This window comes from Chitinophaga tropicalis (assembly GCF_009758205.1).
Lineage (GTDB): Bacteria > Bacteroidota > Bacteroidia > Chitinophagales > Chitinophagaceae > Chitinophaga > Chitinophaga tropicalis.
Map to the genome: position 1 here is coordinate 311,575 of NZ_WRXN01000001.1, position 17,263 is coordinate 328,837.

The 17,263-nt window shown below is 46.1% G+C and carries 16 protein-coding genes; 7 read left to right on the top strand and 9 right to left on the bottom strand.

The annotated features are described in order from the left end of the window. Positions 1-56 precede the first annotated feature (56 nt). The 5 genes from porL to GO493_RS31305 form a co-directional block, all read right to left on the bottom strand. Complete coding sequence (gene porL, locus GO493_RS01335) at positions 57-812, bottom strand: type IX secretion system motor protein PorL/GldL (RefSeq protein ID WP_157304264.1); 756 nt, start codon at positions 810-812, stop codon at positions 57-59. 235 nt (positions 813-1,047) lie between these two features. Further along, the gene (gene porK, locus GO493_RS01340; RefSeq protein WP_232538712.1) at positions 1,048-2,343 is read right to left on the bottom strand and encodes a T9SS ring complex lipoprotein PorK/GldK; all 1,296 of its coding nucleotides are present in this window, start codon (positions 2,341-2,343) and stop codon (positions 1,048-1,050) included. Between the two features lie 434 nt (positions 2,344-2,777). After that, the gene (locus tag GO493_RS01345; RefSeq protein WP_317165390.1) at positions 2,778-4,820 is read right to left on the bottom strand and encodes a thioredoxin domain-containing protein; all 2,043 of its coding nucleotides are present in this window, start codon (positions 4,818-4,820) and stop codon (positions 2,778-2,780) included. A gap of 225 nt (positions 4,821-5,045) precedes the next feature. Continuing rightward, positions 5,046-5,837, bottom strand: a complete 792-nt coding sequence (locus GO493_RS01350) for a uroporphyrinogen-III synthase (RefSeq protein WP_157304265.1) — start codon at positions 5,835-5,837, stop codon at positions 5,046-5,048. A 36-nt stretch (positions 5,838-5,873) separates the two neighbouring features. Further along, entirely contained in the window at positions 5,874-6,941 is a 1,068-nt protein-coding gene (locus GO493_RS31305) for a DUF4271 domain-containing protein (RefSeq protein ID WP_157304266.1), read from the bottom strand. A 149-nt stretch (positions 6,942-7,090) separates the two neighbouring features. Here GO493_RS31305 and hemW point away from each other — a divergent pair, with 149 nt between their 5' ends. Continuing rightward, positions 7,091-8,218, top strand: coding sequence for a radical SAM family heme chaperone HemW (gene hemW / locus GO493_RS01360; protein WP_157304267.1), 1,128 nt, complete (start codon positions 7,091-7,093; stop codon positions 8,216-8,218). Between the two features lie 94 nt (positions 8,219-8,312). Here hemW and GO493_RS01365 read toward each other — a convergent pair whose 3' ends face one another. The 3 genes from GO493_RS01365 to GO493_RS01375 all read right to left on the bottom strand — a co-directional run bounded on the left by GO493_RS01365 (position 8,313) and on the right by GO493_RS01375 (position 11,330). After that, positions 8,313-9,494, bottom strand: a complete 1,182-nt coding sequence (locus GO493_RS01365) for an aldose epimerase family protein (protein ID WP_157304268.1) — start codon at positions 9,492-9,494, stop codon at positions 8,313-8,315. A gap of 117 nt (positions 9,495-9,611) precedes the next feature. Next, entirely contained in the window at positions 9,612-10,586 is a 975-nt protein-coding gene (locus GO493_RS01370; protein ID WP_157304269.1) for a deoxyhypusine synthase family protein, read from the bottom strand. Positions 10,587-10,805: 219 nt separating this feature from the next. Continuing rightward, the gene (locus GO493_RS01375; protein WP_157304270.1) at positions 10,806-11,330 is read right to left on the bottom strand and encodes a hypothetical protein; all 525 of its coding nucleotides are present in this window, start codon (positions 11,328-11,330) and stop codon (positions 10,806-10,808) included. Between the two features lie 255 nt (positions 11,331-11,585). Between GO493_RS01375 and GO493_RS01380 the strand changes: the two genes are divergently transcribed. The 6 genes from GO493_RS01380 to GO493_RS01405 all read left to right on the top strand — a co-directional run bounded on the left by GO493_RS01380 (position 11,586) and on the right by GO493_RS01405 (position 16,587). Next, positions 11,586-12,167 (top strand): acyl carrier protein phosphodiesterase, encoded by a 582-nt coding sequence (locus GO493_RS01380; RefSeq protein WP_157304271.1) that lies wholly within the window; start codon positions 11,586-11,588, stop codon positions 12,165-12,167. A gap of 53 nt (positions 12,168-12,220) precedes the next feature. Then, the gene (locus tag GO493_RS01385) at positions 12,221-12,829 is read left to right on the top strand and encodes a DUF2911 domain-containing protein (protein ID WP_198315427.1); all 609 of its coding nucleotides are present in this window, start codon (positions 12,221-12,223) and stop codon (positions 12,827-12,829) included. Between the two features lie 421 nt (positions 12,830-13,250). Next, the gene (locus tag GO493_RS01390; RefSeq protein WP_157304272.1) at positions 13,251-14,390 is read left to right on the top strand and encodes a cystathionine gamma-synthase; all 1,140 of its coding nucleotides are present in this window, start codon (positions 13,251-13,253) and stop codon (positions 14,388-14,390) included. A gap of 75 nt (positions 14,391-14,465) precedes the next feature. Beyond that, positions 14,466-15,239: a TIGR02757 family protein gene (locus tag GO493_RS01395; RefSeq protein WP_157304273.1), complete on the top strand. Its 774-nt coding sequence runs from the start codon at positions 14,466-14,468 to the stop codon at positions 15,237-15,239. 13 nt (positions 15,240-15,252) lie between these two features. Then, on the top strand, positions 15,253-16,215 hold the full coding sequence (locus GO493_RS01400; RefSeq protein WP_157304274.1) for a DUF6263 family protein: 963 nt from the start codon (positions 15,253-15,255) through the stop codon (positions 16,213-16,215). A 45-nt stretch (positions 16,216-16,260) separates the two neighbouring features. Continuing rightward, entirely contained in the window at positions 16,261-16,587 is a 327-nt protein-coding gene (locus tag GO493_RS01405) for a hypothetical protein (protein WP_157304275.1), read from the top strand. Between the two features lie 4 nt (positions 16,588-16,591). On the opposite strand, the gene GO493_RS01410 is transcribed toward GO493_RS01405, so the two are convergent. Further along, a complete protein-coding gene (locus GO493_RS01410) occupies positions 16,592-17,254 on the bottom strand; it encodes a sterol desaturase family protein (protein WP_157304276.1) in 663 nt (220 codons plus the stop codon). Between the last annotated feature and the right edge of the window lie 9 nt (positions 17,255-17,263).

The following is a 17,263-nucleotide window of genomic DNA, read 5'->3' on the forward strand; positions in this document are numbered from 1 at the left end:
TTGTTCTCAGGTTTGAATGATTGTCTGTTGTTGATTCAAATAACTATCGGCGTACCTTATCTGCCGGCATTGTGCATAGCACTAAGCATGTTGCCATAAACGTTGTTCAGGCTGCTCAGGTTATGGGCCAGCTTAGATATCTGATCCTGAGTTTTGCGTGCGTCGTCAACGCTGCTGGTCATTGCCTGAGAAACACTCAGCAGATTGCCATAGAAGTTGTTCATGGCTTTCAGGTGATTGTTTGTGTCCTGCAGTTCCAGCTCATAGATAGCATTCAGGGAAGCCAGGTTTTTGGTCATACCCTGCATCTGCTCATGGAAGCTTCTTGTAGATTCAGAAGCACTGTTGAAAGAAGAAACCGCTGAAGCAGCTGTCGTGTAAGCGTGAGCAACACTACCAATTGCGCTGGCAGCTTCCCTTGTTTTCTGAGTGTAATCGCCTGTAGCAGCAACTACATCACTGATATCCCGCATTTTATCTACTGTGGAACCCAATTTCTGAAAGTTCTCACTGAGGCGCTGCAGACTAACCGGAGTGATGTCAGCTTCTTCCAGCATTTTGTCCAGACCAGCCAGTGCAGGGCTACCGCCGGCAACTACAGATACATGGGTCTCTCCATGATCTCCACCACCGCTATCCGGTACGAATGCATAAACGAAGAAGATGAGGGCTTCAGTGCTCAAACCAACGATCAGGGCAATATCTGCGCCTGGCCAGTGCTGGAGTTTGAACAATGCTCCGATAATTACTACTGATGCCGCAATACAAACAAAGAAATTAAGCCATTTCGATGTAGTAGGATTCATAGCCATAGGTCAAAATTTACTGGTTAAAGTGTTAAAGGTTAAATTGTTATGGAATAGTTGTTGCTCAACGATGATTTGCGGTTTCCTGATGTACATCTTACGGTTTTTCATTTCAACATATTTTAAGTTGTTTAACACACACATGCCCGTCCCAAAGGCATACAGGAATTTCTGCTCCTGGTTCCCCGATACTGCCTGTTGTTCTCATACCCATCTATCCGTAATAACTGTTACTCGTTTGTTACCTGTGACCAAAATCGTTTTTAGAACGGCTCAGGAATGCGATCGTACATCTGAAACCAATGTAGGATTTAGCACTGTCCTGATACTCGTAAGAACGTGTACCTGTCTGGAGGAAATATCCAATATCCTTCCAGGATCCGCCTCTTACTGCCTTACGTTTCATTTTCGGAACCGCATTGTCCGGTACGTCCATACGCAGATAAGGGTTCATATCAGAAGTGAAAGAGTAAGCATTTTCATAGTAAATATCCTGAGTCCACTCCGCTACGTTACCCGCCATGTTATACAGACCGTAGTCGTTTGGCCAGTAAGCATCCGCCCTCACAGTGTAGAAACCACCGTCTTCAGGATAGTTACCGCGGCCTGGTTTGAAGTTAGCCAGCAGACAACCTTTTTTGTTGCGGATATAATAACCACCCCATGGGTAAGGAGTCTGCTCCCTGCCGCCGCGGGCTGCATATTCCCACTGCGCTTCTGAAGGCAGCTGGAATTTATCTTCAGTAAATAATCCCTTAGAGATACGGTAGTCCTCCCAGAACTTACTGCGCCACTCTGCAAAAGCATTCGCCTGGTGCCAGGTCACGCCCACTACAGGATAGTTGTCAAACGCAGGGTGCCAGAAGTACATCCTCGTCATTGGCTCATTGTAAGCATAAGAGAAGTCACGGATCCAGCACAATGTGTCAGGATAAATAGCAACGTCCTTCTTTACAATGAACTTGGAACGGGACACATTCGCGTTTTCACGCCTCTTTGCCTGCTCCCAGTTAAATGTCTCAGCATGATAAACCAGCTTCTTTACATCAAACTCCTTACGGCCATACAGGCGGTCTTCCGGAGCATAAAGCATCTGGTCCAGCTTCTCGATGGTGGACTTGTCTTTATAATTGATCTTCTTCTTCCAGTCTATAACTTCCTCTCCGCCATCGCCTTTAACGTCACCAAGCAGAATGTGCGCAATAGAATCTGTAACCCATTGTACAAACTGCCTGTACTCGTTATTTGTAATCTCCGTAGCATCCATATAGAAGCCGGAAATTGAAATAGACTTGTTACGGGCGGTGTACGCATAGTTCAGGTCCTCATCGCTGGGTCCCATATGAAAGGTTCCGGACGGAACATATACCATTCCATAGGGCACGGGCGGGAAATACTTAGGTCTGGGACTTACGCCGATAAGCTGTCCTTGCGCATTTTTGGGGGTTTTACTACCTCCGCAGCTGGCTAGCAGGCTAACCAGCAATACTGCTAACAGACCACTTGAGAAATTAAGCTTCATAAGGGTAGCTTTCATTGAAAATCATTTATTTCGTAGGCGACGCAGTTCCATTGGCCACAATGATACTGAGGGTGTCGCTTTGTTCTGAAACATGGCCGATAAATAAACCAACCAGCCATTCACACACAATAAACTCTAAAGCACGTATTGTGCAACTTCAGAAATTAGCGGTTGTTATACTTGTTGGTTTCGCTTTTCTAATTACAATTACTTTTTCCCGGTCCTTCCTCTCAGTCTCACCCACCCGTTCACACTCTTACCCTTAAGTAAGATAACAAATGTAATGATTAATTTTAATCCGTAGTTAGTTTTCACCCAACTTTTTCACTTCTCTTCAGGAAAGTGTGACAATTAAATTAAACGTATTTTTTAACATTTTATTATATCTTCTTAAAATCATTTTTCGCTGATATCGAAAGACAGATATGGTCATGCAAGATACATAAATATTATTTTAAATTAAAAAATTCCTCTATATAATTAACTGGTTTAATACAATGATAATGCTCACAGACATATATTAACGTTTCTCCAGCCCTCTCCCTTTGCTCTAAAAGCGGCAGGCCGCTAATGTCACTACCAGCTCCCAGCAATATTTTAAACGGAATATAATGCCTGTTAGTATCCTGCATCCGTAATTTATAATCCACGCCCACTATAGCTATTTCCTTCGTTCCCTCCACCTGCTGCAACAACAGTCCCGCCCATACGCCCAGAGAAGTAGGATACCTTACCGCCGTCTGAGATTGCCCCGCCAGCATGGCCGTAGCCCGGCGTCCTCTTTCCTCCTCGTCAAATACCACAGAAAGATAGAACAGGTTAGCCGCCATCACCGCATTCCCACTGGGCGTAGCCCCGTCGTAAACCTCCTTCTTCCGCACAATCACATCCCCCTGCCCACGCTCCGTGTAATAGAAATATACGTTCTGCTCGTCCGAAAAGTTGTCTTCAACATAATTCGCCAGCACTGCCGCCCTTTCCAGCCAAAACAGCTCTCCCGTCACCTCCTGCAGCGCAATCAGCGCCCTGATCAGCCACGCATAATCATCCAAAAATGCCGGATATTTTGCTTTACCAGCCCTACATGTATGATAAAACGCCTCAGTACCAGTCTGTTGCATTTCCTTCAGGCAGAAATTCATTGCATTCACTGCCATCTCCAGGTAACTGCTCTTCCCCAGGGCCGCATAAGCCTTACAACAGGCATGTACCATCAACGCATTCCATCCCAGTATGATCTTGTCATCCAGTCCAGGGCGTATCCTTGCGCTCCGCACTTCCATCAGCTTCGCCCTCGCCGCAGCCAGCCGGCCATTCAGCTCCTCCGTGCTCATTCCCCTGGCAGCCGCAAAAGCCGCTGCAGGCTCCCTGATCCACAATATGTTCTGCTCCTCCCAGTTACCCTCTTCCGTTACATCATAAAATTCATTGAAAAGAGCGGCATCAGGTCCCAGCACAGCATCCGTCTCAGCTTTGCTCCAGGTATAGAATTTCCCCTCTACTCCCTCAGAATCAGCATCCAGCGCAGCATAAAAACCACCACCGGCATCCGTCATCTCCCGCTGTATAAACTGCAGCGTTTCCGCAATCGTCTGTTCATATACCTTATTACCGGTCAGCTGGTACGCCTCACTCAGAACATCTACCAGCAAAGCATTGTCATAAAGCATTTTCTCAAAGTGCGGTGCCAGCCACCTGGCATCAGTACTGTAACGGGCAAAACCTCCGCCCAGCTGGTCATACAACCCGCCCTGCAACATCTTGTCTAACGATAACAAAGCCTGCTCCAGCGCTTTAGGCTCCTTATAACTATGGTAATATCTCAACAGGTACTGTATACTGAAGGTGCCGGGAAACTTCGGCGCACTGCCAAAACCACCCCATACCTTGTCCGCCTGCTGCATAATATTCCCGTAAATAGTATCACACTGCTGACGGGTAAAAAGCTCTTCCACCGGTACCAGCGCCATAGCCGCAGCATTTCCTCCAAACCGGGAAGACTGCTGCAAATGATCTCTCATATTACCTGCCTGTGTTTCAAGGTCTTCCCTTCGCTCTTTAAAAGCCTGCGATAAAGCCAGCAGCACATCCGTCCACGAAGGACGATTATATGCCTTCACAGGAGGAAAATAAGTGCCTCCGTAAAACGGCAGCTTGTCCGGCGTAAGGAACACATTCAGCGGCCAGCCGCCGGAACCCGTCATTGCCTGTACCGCATCCATATAAATATGGTCCAGGTCCGGACGCTCCTCCCGGTCTATCTTGATATTGATGAAATGTTGATTCATTATCCGGGCAGTTTCCTCGTTCTCGAAACTCTCCCGCTCCATTACATGGCACCAGTGACAGGCTGCATATCCAATGCTGACTAAGATCGGTTTATCTTCATTTTTTGCCCTTTGCAGTGCTTCCTCACCCCAGGGATACCAATCCACCGGATTATGTGCGTGCTGCAGCAGGTAAGGACTGGTTTCTTTTGCTAGTCTGTTCACAGTAATGGCTATTGCTGATTTCTCTGGTTTTTCACGGATGGAAAGATGCTGGCTTCCACCGTTCTACATCGTTTCCCAAATATAAGAAGGGACAGCCAACGCTGTCCCTACTAATTAAAATAATTTCTTGTTATTTTAGTGTTACCCGCCGGGGTAAATTATACGGCTGCCAGGCCTTTCAGGTCACAAAAATCCCCTCTTCGTGGCAGCTATGGCAGGTAAATGCTATTCTTTGTTGATCGTAGCCAGGTACTGCTCCAATGCTGCTACCATAGAAGGCGCCTGGGGAGCAGGGGCTTTTACGTCCAGCCTTAAACCGGCTTCTTCCACTGCTGCAGAAGTAGTAGGGCCAAAAGCACCTATCCTTGTACCATTCTGCTCGAATTTTGGTACGTTCTCAAACAGTGATTTTACACCATAAGGACTGAAAAACACGATCATATCATATTCGGTTCCCTCCAATAGCTCCTTTACATCGTTTGAAACGGTCTTGTAAAGGGTTGCAGTAGCATATTCACATTTATTCGCTTTCAGCCACTCCTCAATATCCTTACGCTGACTGTCAGAACTGGGGAAGAGGAACTTCTCATTGTCACGATGCTTGTTCATCACCTCCAGCAGGCTCTTGGTAGAACCATCCGCCCCGTAAAACACTTTCCGCTTGCGGTAAAGGATGAATTTCTGAAGATACAACGCAATAGCCTCAGTAATACAGAAATACTTGCAGTCCTGCGACACCTTGATCTTCATTTCCTCACAGATCCTGAAAAAGTGGTCTACAGCATTGCGGCTGGTGAAAATAACAGCCGTAAAATTCTGTATGTCAATCTTCTGTTTCCTGAATTCTTTCGCGGACAATCCTTCTACTCTTATAAACGGATAAAAATCCAATTTAACATTGAATTTTTTTGCGAGTTCAAAGTAAGGAGATTTTTCTGTTTCAGGCTTAGGTTGGGAAATTAGAATTGACTGAATGTGTTTTGCTTGCAAATCTTTTTTTGGCCCGCCTTTAATCATACGTTTTTTGCTCTTGTGTTAACAATAGGTGGCTGCTTAATGACCACCAGTTAACGCGACCAGCAACACCTTAGTTATTATTAGAACCGGCGCTACTTCGAATGCGCAAAGGTAAAGAAAAAAATGCAATCTGCTGAAAGATAAGTATTGTTTTACTACGGAATAAGACCTGATATACCTGTAAGCCACCAGCAAAACAATAAAAAACACTGAAATATAGATAAAGGCTTTTGCTATACCTGGCTGACAAAAAGCCAGAATTACCAGGAATGGCACCAGTAAAACCCCCAATACCTTATTGATCAGGTACAAAATGAAGATATAAGCGTCTGCCAGCTCAGAACTGCCAAACAACCATCCGCAAAACCTGAGCATCACGTATTTTATCCCATATACCACCGCCACCAGCACTATTAACCCGGGGATGGCCATCCAGGCAGTATTGCCCGGAATATACTGCTGCCTGTACATAAGCAGATACAGGTACAACGCAAGACTGATCACAAAAAAACTGTTCAGCAGGAAATTCGGGAAAGGAGATTGGGAAAGCTGGTCCTTCAACTGTCGCTGGCTCAAAGTAGGATTCATAAAAGCCTTGAACAGATCAGAAAAATACTTCATGTAACTCATCCGGATAATGCCCAGCAGCAATACAGTGCCAGCCATCACATACACCAGCCAGTCAAGATCATCATAGACCCTCAGCTTATTTACATCCAGCCTCGTAGATTTATTCCGCAGATAAACATTCGTTGTACTCAGCCCCTTCAGAAACTTTTCATAAGCTGTTTCCTGGTGTAAAGGTACCACCGCCTGCTGCGATAAACTGTCAGTAGCAACCCCGCCCGCAACAGCAGAACTGTCCCTGCGCACTACAGAAGCCGGTATAGCAGCCCGTACCAGACTGTCCCGGCGTATAGGAGCAGGCTTTGCCACAGCCACACCGCTGTCCCGGCGTATCACAGGAGCCGTTCTTTTTACCGGCCGGGAAGTGTCCCGGCGTACAGGCTGACTAACAACCTGGGCAGGCTTAACGGTTGTGTCCGTCTGAGCAGCTAATCTTAAACAGGGTATAATGAACAGGAACAATAACCAGCTTCGCACCACGAAATATTTTTAATGCTGTAATTTTGATGTTTGCAAATATATAAAAATAGTCCATGGTCAACAGGCAATAGTGCATCGTTACCATCTACTTATTTAAGCAGTACTTACTAAATCTCTTTTTACTTTCCCGCACAGGGTTGATAACAATGGCAGGTATCTATCTACATATTCCTTTCTGCAAACAGGCTTGTTACTATTGCAATTTTCACTTTTCCACTTCCCTGGCGCAGCGCCCGCAACTGATTCAGCAGATGCTGCAGGAAATGGTGCTGCAAAAAGATTACCTGGGTAACCAACCCGTTTCCTCCATCTACTTTGGAGGCGGTACCCCCAGCCTGCTGCCACAGGAAGACCTCCGGCAGCTCCTGGACCAGTTATATACTCTCTTCAACATAAACACTGACGCAGAGATCACGCTGGAAGCCAACCCGGACGATCTTTCGCCACAAAAGCTCCAGGAACTGCGCACCGCCGGCATAAACAGGCTGAGCATAGGCATCCAGTCCTTCCATGAAGAAGACCTCCGCTGGATGCACCGGGCCCACAACAGCGAACAGGCGCTTCAATGCATCCTCGATGCTAAAGCCGCCGGCTTCAAAAACCTCACTATAGATCTCATATACGGAGGCCCCACGCTTACTGACGAAGGCTGGGCCAGGAACGTACAACAGGCCATCGGCCTGGGCATCACCCATCTTTCCTGTTACGCCCTCACCGTAGAACCAGGCACCGCGCTGGACCATTTCATCCGCAAAAAGAAAATGCCGGCTGTAGATGCCGACAAAGCAGCACGCCATTTTGAACAACTCATGAACCGGACCGCACAGGCAGGCTATGAACACTATGAGATCTCCAACTTCGCCCTTCCCGGCTGGCACTCCCGGCATAACAGCAGCTACTGGCAGGGACAACCCTACCTCGGGCTGGGCCCTTCCGCCCACTCCTTCAACGGCCATTCCCGGCAATGGAACCTCGCCAGTAACGCCGGTTACATCAAAAGCCTGGAACAGGGTATCATACCTTTTGAACGGGAAGAACTGACGCCTGTCATGATGCTCAATGAATATATCATGACCACTCTCCGTACCTCAGCAGGCTGTGTGCTTGACACAGTGGCAGGGCGCTTCGGAGAAGACTCCCGTGATCAGCTGCTGCAGGCAGCACACCCCTTCCTGCAGAAAAAATGGATGGTGCTGAAGAATAATGCCCTGGTGCTAACCCCCGAAGGCAGATTGTTTGCAGATGGTATCGCTTCAGACCTCTTCTTCTCATAAAACACCACAAATATCCTCTCAACAGAAAGGGTTTTGCCGAATGGCAAAACCCTTTCTGTTGAACAGCTTTCGCTGCATTTATAAAAAGTCGGTATTATTTCACTCCAAACTTATACACACAAACAGAATTATAAGTCTCTCCTGGTTTCAGTACCACTGAAGGGAAAGAAGGCTGATTCGGAGAATCAGGATAATGCTGTGTTTCAAGACAGAAAGCCCCGCGGTGTACATAGGTCTTACCTTCCTTACCTTTATCCGTTCCATCCAGGAAGTTACCACCATAGAACTGCACACCCGGCTCATTTGTCCATACTTCCAGGTAACGGCCACTCTGTGGCTCCAGTACAGTAGCGGCAAGAGACAGCTCATTGCCTTTCTTGTTCAGCACATAGTTATGGTCATAACCTTTACCAAATTTCAGCTGCTCAAAGTTGTTATCTACCCTATCGCCAATAGCAGTAGGCGTAGTGAAATCCATCGGAGTACCTTTCACATCTTCCAGTTTACCCGTAGGGATCAGCGTGCTGTCAACCGGGGTGAATTTATCTGCATTGATCATCATGATATGATCATTGATGTCTCCGTTACCAGCGCCATGCAGGTTAAAGAAAGAGTGATTGGTCAGGTTCACCACAGTAGCTTTATCTGTAGTCGCCTGGTAGCTTATCTTCAGCTCATTACTGTCTGTCAGTTCATAAGTAAGCGTAATATCCAGGTTACCCGGATATCCTTCTTCACCATCTTTAGACAGGTAATGCAGTTTCAGGGTATGCGCATCCGGTTGCTCTGCATCCCATACCACATCATTGAAACCTTTTTTACCACCATGCAGGTGATTCTGCCCGTTGTTCTGAGCAAGGGTGTATTCTTTGCCATCTACCTTAAACTTCCCTTTCGCAATACGGTTTCCATAACGCCCTACTATACCGCCATAATACCTTTCTTTCGTGCTCACATACTGCGCAATGTTATCATATCCCAGTTCCACATCTTCCAGCTTGCCCTGCTTATCAGGCGCCAGCAGCGCTACTATCTTCGCACCGTAATTGGTAATGGCCACCTGGACACTACCATTACTTTTCAGGTAATAAAGCTTTACCTGCTTTCCATCTACCGTGCTGTCAAATTTTGATGCCGGGATGCTTCCTTCAAGAGAAAGACTGTCTTTGTTGGTACTCATACTATCTACGGAATTATTATTGGTTTTTGTACCAGATTGGCAGGCGCTCAGGCTTACCGCGGCTGCTACTGTTAAAAGTGGAATAATGTTTTTCATATTTTGGGAAGTTATAAGGGTACAATATACGCTTTTCAGTTTTAGCACAGAATACTGTTCAAAAAAAAAGCTTTTGCCCCGGAAGACAAAAGCTTTCTAAAAAAGAGAGAGCTGCGCTTACCAGCCCAGCAGGTAAGCAAATATCAATGGAGCTACAATAGTAGCATCAGATTCAACAATGAATTTCGGAGTATTAATATCCAGCTTGCCCCATGTGATCTTCTCATTTGGCACAGCTCCGGAATAGGAACCGTAAGAAGTAGTAGAGTCAGATATCTGGCAGAAATAGCTCCAGAAAGGAACATCATGCCATTCCAGGTCCTGGTACATCATAGGCACAACACAGATAGGGAAATCACCCGCTATACCACCGCCTATCTGGAAGAACCCAACGCCTTTACCAGCTGAGTTCTGACGGTACCAGTCCGCCAGCCATACCATGTATTCAATACCGCTCTTCATGGTAGATGCCTTCAGCTCACCTTTGATGATGTAGGAAGCGAAGATATTACCCATGGTGCTGTCTTCCCAGCCCGGTACTACAATAGGAATATTGCGCTCTGCAGCAGCTATCATCCAGCTGTTCTTCGGGTCGATCTCGTAATGTTCTTTCATCACACCGCTCAGCAACAGCTTGTACATATACTCATGCGGAAAGTAACGTTCCCCTTTATCATCAGCCTCTTTCCATATCTTGTGGATATGTTCCTGTATACGGCGGAAAGCTTCTTCCTCAGGAATACAGGTATCTGTAACCCTGTTAAACCCATCCTGCAACAGGTCCCATTCTTCCTGGGGGCTCAGATCACGGTAGTGAGGCACCCTTTTATAATGCGTATGTGCTACCAGGTTCATGATATCTTCTTCCAGGTTAGCACCGGTACAGGAAATGATATCCACCTTTCCCTGGCGGATCATTTCCGCAAAGGATATACCTAACTCAGCGGTACTCATGGCGCCTGCCAGGGATACCAGCATCTTTCCACCTTCCAGTAAATGTGTTTCATATCCTTTTGCAGCATCCACCAGTGCAGCCGCATTAAAGTGGCGGTAATGGTGCTGTATAAATTGAGAAATGGGCCCTTTGTTCATGCCGATAAAAAGTTTAAAATCCAAAACAGAGGGGCAAAGGTAAGGAAGTTTTCACAGTGTGGAAGGTTAACAGTTTGTGAGGTATCGCATCAGCCTGAATCCCTGGCCCGGCCGCAGGCCTTTCCATCATAAAAAATTTACTCCACCGGGTCATATATAAAAATATAGCCCATAATAACGACCGTTACCATGGGCTATGTTATCTGCTATGAACTGAAACTACGCTTTCTTCAGACGTTGATGTACGCTCATATCGCCGGTTGAACTGGATTTGATCACCTTCCAGGTATCAGTGTTTTCCAGCGTAATGAAATACACAGTAGAACCTTCTTTTTCAAATTCCACAACCCAACGTACCTGCTCTTTCGGATAACGTTTTGTAAGTTTAGTGGAAACTGCCAGTGGCAGATGTTCTACGGCAATGTACCGGCGGGTGGCCAGCAATGTACCGTTCGCGTCGAAGTAAGCTGTTACGCTGCGTTCGTTCAGCGTAAACTTGGCCATGAAGGTTTTATTATCTTCGCTATACCACTTAATAGCAGAAGCGCCGGCAAATTCTTTATTAAGCGCCTCTTTCAGCGTATTGGTTGCTTCCATTTCCTTGGTAGCAGCAAACGTTAAAGATGTGCTCAGCAAAATTGCTGCAAATAAGAACAGCATTCTCTTCATGACACCACGGACTGAAATCCGGGAGACACCCGCAGGTGTGTTGGTTTTCCTGATTGAAATGATACTAGGTTTCATGGCGGAAACTTTTAGTTGTTTTTGATGATGTAAAGATACGTGCATAATATAGGGGCAGTCAAATGCTTTATTATAAATGGATGCGCTAGATTAATTGGCTGTAGCGGCTATCATGGCATCAGCACCTTACAGCCCCTTTAATAACACTTACTTCCTTTACTGTATGGAAGTTGCACCAGAAGCCCAAATGTTGCAGCCGCCTGCGTTAAGCTTTTGTTAAACTGGACAGAAAATATTTTATTCTATCTTCATTATATGAACTACCTGGCCCACGCTTACCTTTCTTTCCATGACCCTGCACTGACCGTTGGCAACATGATTGCAGACTTCGTGAAAGGCAAACAGTTACTGCAATACGAAGAACGCGTACAGACAGGCATCAGGCTGCACAGGGCCATAGATGAATTTACAGATACACATCCCTCCACACTGATGGCCAGAGAATATTTCCAACCTTCATGCGGCAGGTACAGCGCTGTATTCATAGATATCGTATATGACCATTTCCTGGCTACAGACACTACCATTTTTACAGAGAAAACCCTCGCCTCCTTCACAGAAAATGTCTATTCCATACTGGATGAACGGCATGATACTCTACCTCCCGTATTTCAACAGGTATTCTACTATATGCGCACCCAGAACTGGTTGTATAATTATCGGTTGATGAACGGTATTTATAAGAGTTTCAACGGTATTGTACGACGCGCAAAATTCCTCGACGTTACCGCCGATGCCCCACTGGCGGCCCTGGAAGATCATTATGAAAACATTGCGATGCATTACCGCACATTCTTTCCCGAATTGATCGCATTCGTTAAAACATACCCACATTAAATCGTAGGTTTGCACTATAAATTCTAATTCAACAAACGAACTGCAAGCAAACAATGAAGAATCTGCTACGTGCAATGCTTATTATCCTCCTGCTTGGAACCACCATTACCCGGGCCGGAGCACAGGATAAAAAGCTGCCACCCTTGGATGCCAGCCCTATGGACATGGCATATTATCCTGTAATGTATCCATACGTTGTAAGAGTGAAAGGCGAACCAGGCACCCTCGTAGCCCGTGTTATTTACAGCCGCCCGCAAAGAAAAGGAAGGAAGATCTTCGGCGACCTCGAATCCTATGGAGAAATTTACCGCCTCGGCGCCAACGAAGCCACTGAAATTGAGTTCTTCCGCTCCGTTGTCATCGGTGGTAAAAACATACCTAAAGGACGCTACACTATGTACGCCATTCCTACAGAACAGAAATGGACCATCATCATTAACCGCGATACCGATATCTGGGGAGCCTTCAAATACAACGAAGCAAAAGATATAGTGAGAACTGATATACCAGTGGTAAAACTAACCACTCCGGTAGAACCATTTACCATGGTGTTCGAAAAAGCAGAGATCGGGGCTAACCTCGTCATTGCATGGGATACCGTAAGTGTTAGCCTGCCCATTAAATGGTCTGACAAAGCACCGGCAACTACAAAGAAAAAATAATAGTCCGCTTTGCCGGTATGGATCACCTTAACCATGCCGGCAAAGTGAAAAAAAATAGGCGGTAAGATTACCGCCCACGAATTTTAACCATATCCTATGAAAAACCTTTTCAAAAATAACCGGAATAACTGCGGGAATACTACGGTTTCGGCTGAATGAACAAAAATTGTTCGTAAGTGTTACGTTTTTCTCCGTGTAGTGATTTTTTAGAGCCATTTAAGACAAAAACCCCTACTTTATTACGCATTTCCCCTTATTTCAGCCAATACGTATTTATACTTATTATCAACTTTTCATATCTGAATAGATTATCAATCGAATGGAAAGCAAATCTGACCGGTAGAAATGCAAAATGACCGGAATTAGTACCTTTGATGCTTTCAGGAAAACAGATCCTTCAATTTTTAAAATACTTACAGGCATGAAGCTCGGAACTAAACTCATACACGCAGGTGTAGAACCCGACCCATCTACCGGGGCCATTATGACACCCATATTCCAGACATCCACTTATGTACAGAGTGCCCCTGGCCAACACAAAGGCTATGAATATGCACGCACCCAGAACCCCACACGGGACGCACTGCAAAACGCCCTTGCTGCCATAGAGAACGGCAAATTCGGTATTTCCTTCGGCAGCGGGCTCGCAGCTACAGACGCAATAATGAAACTGCTGAACCCCGGAGATGAAGTAATTGCCTCCAACGATCTTTATGGTGGCACCTACCGTATCTTCACAAAAATATTTGAACGCTACGGCATCAGGTTTCACTTCATCGGAATGCAGGATGCAAATAATATCCGTCAGTATATCAACGCAAACACAAAACTGATCTGGATAGAAACTCCCACCAATCCCATGCTCAATATCATTGATATTGAAGCCAGTGCAAAGATTGCACAGGAACACAATATCCTGCTTGCTGTCGATAATACCTTTGCCTCTCCTTACCTCCAGAACCCGCTGGACCTCGGCGCACACATCGTGGTACATTCCGCTACCAAATACCTGGGAGGCCACAGTGACGTAGTTCACGGGGCCATCATTGTAAAAGACGAAGCCCTCGCCAAACAACTCTACTTCATCCAGAATAGCTGTGGCGCAGTGCCCGGGCCGCAGGATTGCTTCCTTGTGCTCCGCGGACTGAAAACACTTCATGTACGCATGCAGCGCCACTGCGAGAACGGCGCCGCCATCGCACATTTCCTCCGTCAACACCCTAAAGTGGATAAAGTATACTGGTGCGGTTTTGAAGATCACCCTAATCATAGTATCGCTAAAAAACAGATGCGCGGCTTTGGAGGTATGATATCCTTCACCCTGAAAGATGACAGCCAGGAAGCAGCGATGAAGGTATTAAGCGGCACTCACCTTTTCTCTCTTGCAGAATCACTCGGAGGAGTAGAGTCCCTGATAGGCCATCCGGCCAGCATGACCCATGCCTCCATTCCAAGAGAAGAAAGGATCAGCAACGGCCTGGTAGACTCCCTTATCCGCCTCAGCGTAGGAATAGAGGATGCCGAAGACCTCATTGCCGACCTGCAGAAAGCCATCGGATAAATTAAAACAGATGTCACATTGTGAACATCTTTCGTTATTTTTCGGGCACACACCGAACCGTATACACACTGAATTATGAAATTCCAGCAACTGAAGGCCTTCCTTGATACAAAGGCGGCATACTATAATACTCCTGATTTTATTCCAGGAGATCCCGTTTGTATCCCACACAGGTTCTCTCAGTTGCAGGATATAGAGATATCAGGGCTTTTTGCCGCCCTGCTGGCCTGGGGGAACCGCACCACCATCATCAACAAATGCACTGAACTGCTGCAGCTGATGGACAATGCACCGTACGATTTTATCAGGAATCATGCCCCCAAAGACAGGATGAAGCTGCTGAACTTCAGGCATCGCACCTTTAACGGGATAGACCTTATGTATTTCGCAGAATACCTGCAGCAATACTATAACGACGTCACCTCCCTGGAGTTCGCCTTCAGCGGGCACCTTACACCGGAAGATGATACAGTGGAAAAAGCCCTCATCGGCTTTCACCATATGTTCTTCCTGCCGGAACACCCGGAAAGGACCAGGAAACATATCTCCACTCCAGCCAAAAACTCCGCCTGTAAACGCCTGAACATGTACCTCCGGTGGATGGTCAGAAAGGACGAAAATGGCGTAGATTTTGGAGTATGGCGTCATATTCAGCCCTCTCAGCTGGTGTGCCCGGTAGATGTCCATGTAGGTAGGGTAGCAGCAAGACTTGGCCTGATAGACGACGCAAAGTCTGACTGGCGCACCGCCCTTGCCCTTACCGGGAAACTCCGGCAACTGGACCCGCTGGATCCCGCCAAATACGATTTTGCCCTGTTTGGCCTGGGAGTAATTGAAAAATATGTATAATAAATAAAGCGTAATGATGAAGCGATTTTTTGTGTCTCTGGCACTGGGTGCAGGCCTGGCATTGCCGGCAATAGCCCAGCAGCAGGATGAAAAGAGGGATTATATAGATCTTGGCTACAACTTCCAGAAAGGTCAGCAGTTTGAACTGAAACAGGAAAGCCGTAGTGAAACCTATACCACCGTAGATGATGTAATGAAACGCGTATCACGCGATTTTAACAACACCATCGCCATAGAAGTAACAGACATTTCTCCCAGCCACTCTGTTCTCAGCTTCCGTTATAAAGAGCTGAAATTCACCTTCAATGCCAGGAACCAGAATATCCTGGTAGATGCCAATGTTCCGAATGATAAAGAACCTTTCCAGGCAGCCCTGAAAAGCATACTGAACCACCCGTTCTCAGTAGATATCCAGAACTCCGGTTTTATCAATAAAGTTACCGGGCTCGATGAACTGCTGGACAAAGCCTCCGCTACCTTTACCAACCTGAAAAAAGACGAACAGGACGCCTATAAAAAGCTCATGATGGACCAGTTTGGCACAAACGCCTTCCGCTCCTGGCTGGAACAACTGCTGGTAATATACCCGGTACGCAGCATCAAAACAGGTACCCGCTGGGAAGAAAATGTACCTATCCGCACAGGACTGGTAGGCAACATAGACCTCTACTGGAACCTCCAGACATGGGATGCCCAGACCGCCAAAATAAACGGTACAGGTAAAGTCACTACCAACAAAGTAGAAACATTTACAATAGAAGACGGAATTGAAGCAACCGCAGAGATCAACGGAGATATCATGACCAACTACCTGATAGACCGTAATACCGGCATGCCCAGCATATGTGCGCAAAACACAGAAATGAACGGTACTTACACCTATAAGGCCAACAAAGCTAAAAGGATCAAAAAAGATATTAAGGTACCGGTAAAGATCGTTACCAATGCCTCCTATAAGATCAAACAAATGAAATAAACAATATAAAAAGGGAGGCTCAGTGAACCTCCCTTAATTTTTTCTATGATAACATTACTTCCTGAAACAGTTTCTCAGCTTGCTGAAGACGCTTCCCTGAAACTCAATCCCCAGATCTCATACGAGGCATTGGAAACGCTTCTGGCGCAACAGCTGGAAATAATGATCAGCAACAATTTTCAGCAGTTTGTCCTGCTGCTTTATAAGATTGATGTTGCTGAACAGAAAGTGCGCGATGTACTGGCTGCCGATCTCAGCCCGGAAGTATACCGGAAAATAGCCGCCATGCTGATAGAAAGACAACAGGAAAAGATCATCTCCCGTAAAACCCACTCAAAACCTCCCGCCAATGACGGAGAAGAAAAATGGTAACTGATCACTTATTAAACATCAGCTCCTTTACTTTCGATTTGTCCTCCTTCTCTTTCTCAAGGTCGAAACTGGTGCCAAATACATAATCCCACAGGCTGGAACTTACACCAAAACCCTTTTCATCTCCCTTATAATGATGCAGGTGATGATTACGCCATAAAGCCTTCATAAACCGGAACGGAGGGTTCCAGGCATGAATAGCATAGTGCATGCTCCCATAAATAAGATAGCCCAGCATAAATCCCGGGAAGAACATAAATGTAATGTTCTGCAGGAAAAGATACTGTGCGCCAAAGATCACTGACGCCAGTATAAGACTGGGCACCGGCGGCATGAATAACCGCTGCTTATCTCTCGGATATTCATGGTGATTGCCATGCATAACATAAATAATACGCCTTACCCTGGGATTCTCGCTACTCAGGTGGAAAATGTAGCGATGCATAATGTACTCAAAAAATGTCCAGAAAAACATGGCTCCGAAAAAAACAGTTGCTACCCTGGCTATGCCGAAACCAAGAGAAGCATAACTGTAATAAAGCATGTAACCGATAATAGGCACATACATGGCCCAGATTACAAGGGGGTGGGTTTTAGTAAGCATTTCCAGATACCTGCTCTCAAATAGTCTAGCCTGTCCCTTGTTCTTGATCTTATCAAACTTCATAACTCCCTT

What these genes read in the sequence shown, in the direction of transcription:
- GO493_RS01395 (WP_157304273.1), top strand. Translation starts at nt 14,466, where the DNA reads ATGAAATTCCAGCAACTGAAGGCCTTCCTTGATACAAAGGCGGCATAC.
- GO493_RS01410 (WP_157304276.1), bottom strand. Translation starts at nt 17,254, where the DNA reads ATGAAGTTTGATAAGATCAAGAACAAGGGACAGGCTAGACTATTTGAG.
- GO493_RS01380 (WP_157304271.1), top strand. Translation starts at nt 11,586, where the DNA reads ATGAACTACCTGGCCCACGCTTACCTTTCTTTCCATGACCCTGCACTG.
- GO493_RS01400 (WP_157304274.1), top strand. Translation starts at nt 15,253, where the DNA reads ATGATGAAGCGATTTTTTGTGTCTCTGGCACTGGGTGCAGGCCTGGCA.
- porK (WP_232538712.1), bottom strand. Translation starts at nt 2,343, where the DNA reads ATGAAAGCTACCCTTATGAAGCTTAATTTCTCAAGTGGTCTGTTAGCA.
- GO493_RS01350 (WP_157304265.1), bottom strand. Translation starts at nt 5,837, where the DNA reads ATGATTAAAGGCGGGCCAAAAAAAGATTTGCAAGCAAAACACATTCAG.
- hemW (WP_157304267.1), top strand. Translation starts at nt 7,091, where the DNA reads ATGGCAGGTATCTATCTACATATTCCTTTCTGCAAACAGGCTTGTTAC.
- GO493_RS01405 (WP_157304275.1), top strand. Translation starts at nt 16,261, where the DNA reads ATGATAACATTACTTCCTGAAACAGTTTCTCAGCTTGCTGAAGACGCT.
- GO493_RS01390 (WP_157304272.1), top strand. Translation starts at nt 13,251, where the DNA reads ATGAAGCTCGGAACTAAACTCATACACGCAGGTGTAGAACCCGACCCA.
- GO493_RS01385 (WP_198315427.1), top strand. Translation starts at nt 12,221, where the DNA reads ATGAAGAATCTGCTACGTGCAATGCTTATTATCCTCCTGCTTGGAACC.
- GO493_RS01370 (WP_157304269.1), bottom strand. Translation starts at nt 10,586, where the DNA reads ATGAACAAAGGGCCCATTTCTCAATTTATACAGCACCATTACCGCCAC.
- GO493_RS01375 (WP_157304270.1), bottom strand. Translation starts at nt 11,330, where the DNA reads ATGAAACCTAGTATCATTTCAATCAGGAAAACCAACACACCTGCGGGT.
- GO493_RS01365 (WP_157304268.1), bottom strand. Translation starts at nt 9,494, where the DNA reads ATGAAAAACATTATTCCACTTTTAACAGTAGCAGCCGCGGTAAGCCTG.
- porL (WP_157304264.1), bottom strand. Translation starts at nt 812, where the DNA reads ATGGCTATGAATCCTACTACATCGAAATGGCTTAATTTCTTTGTTTGT.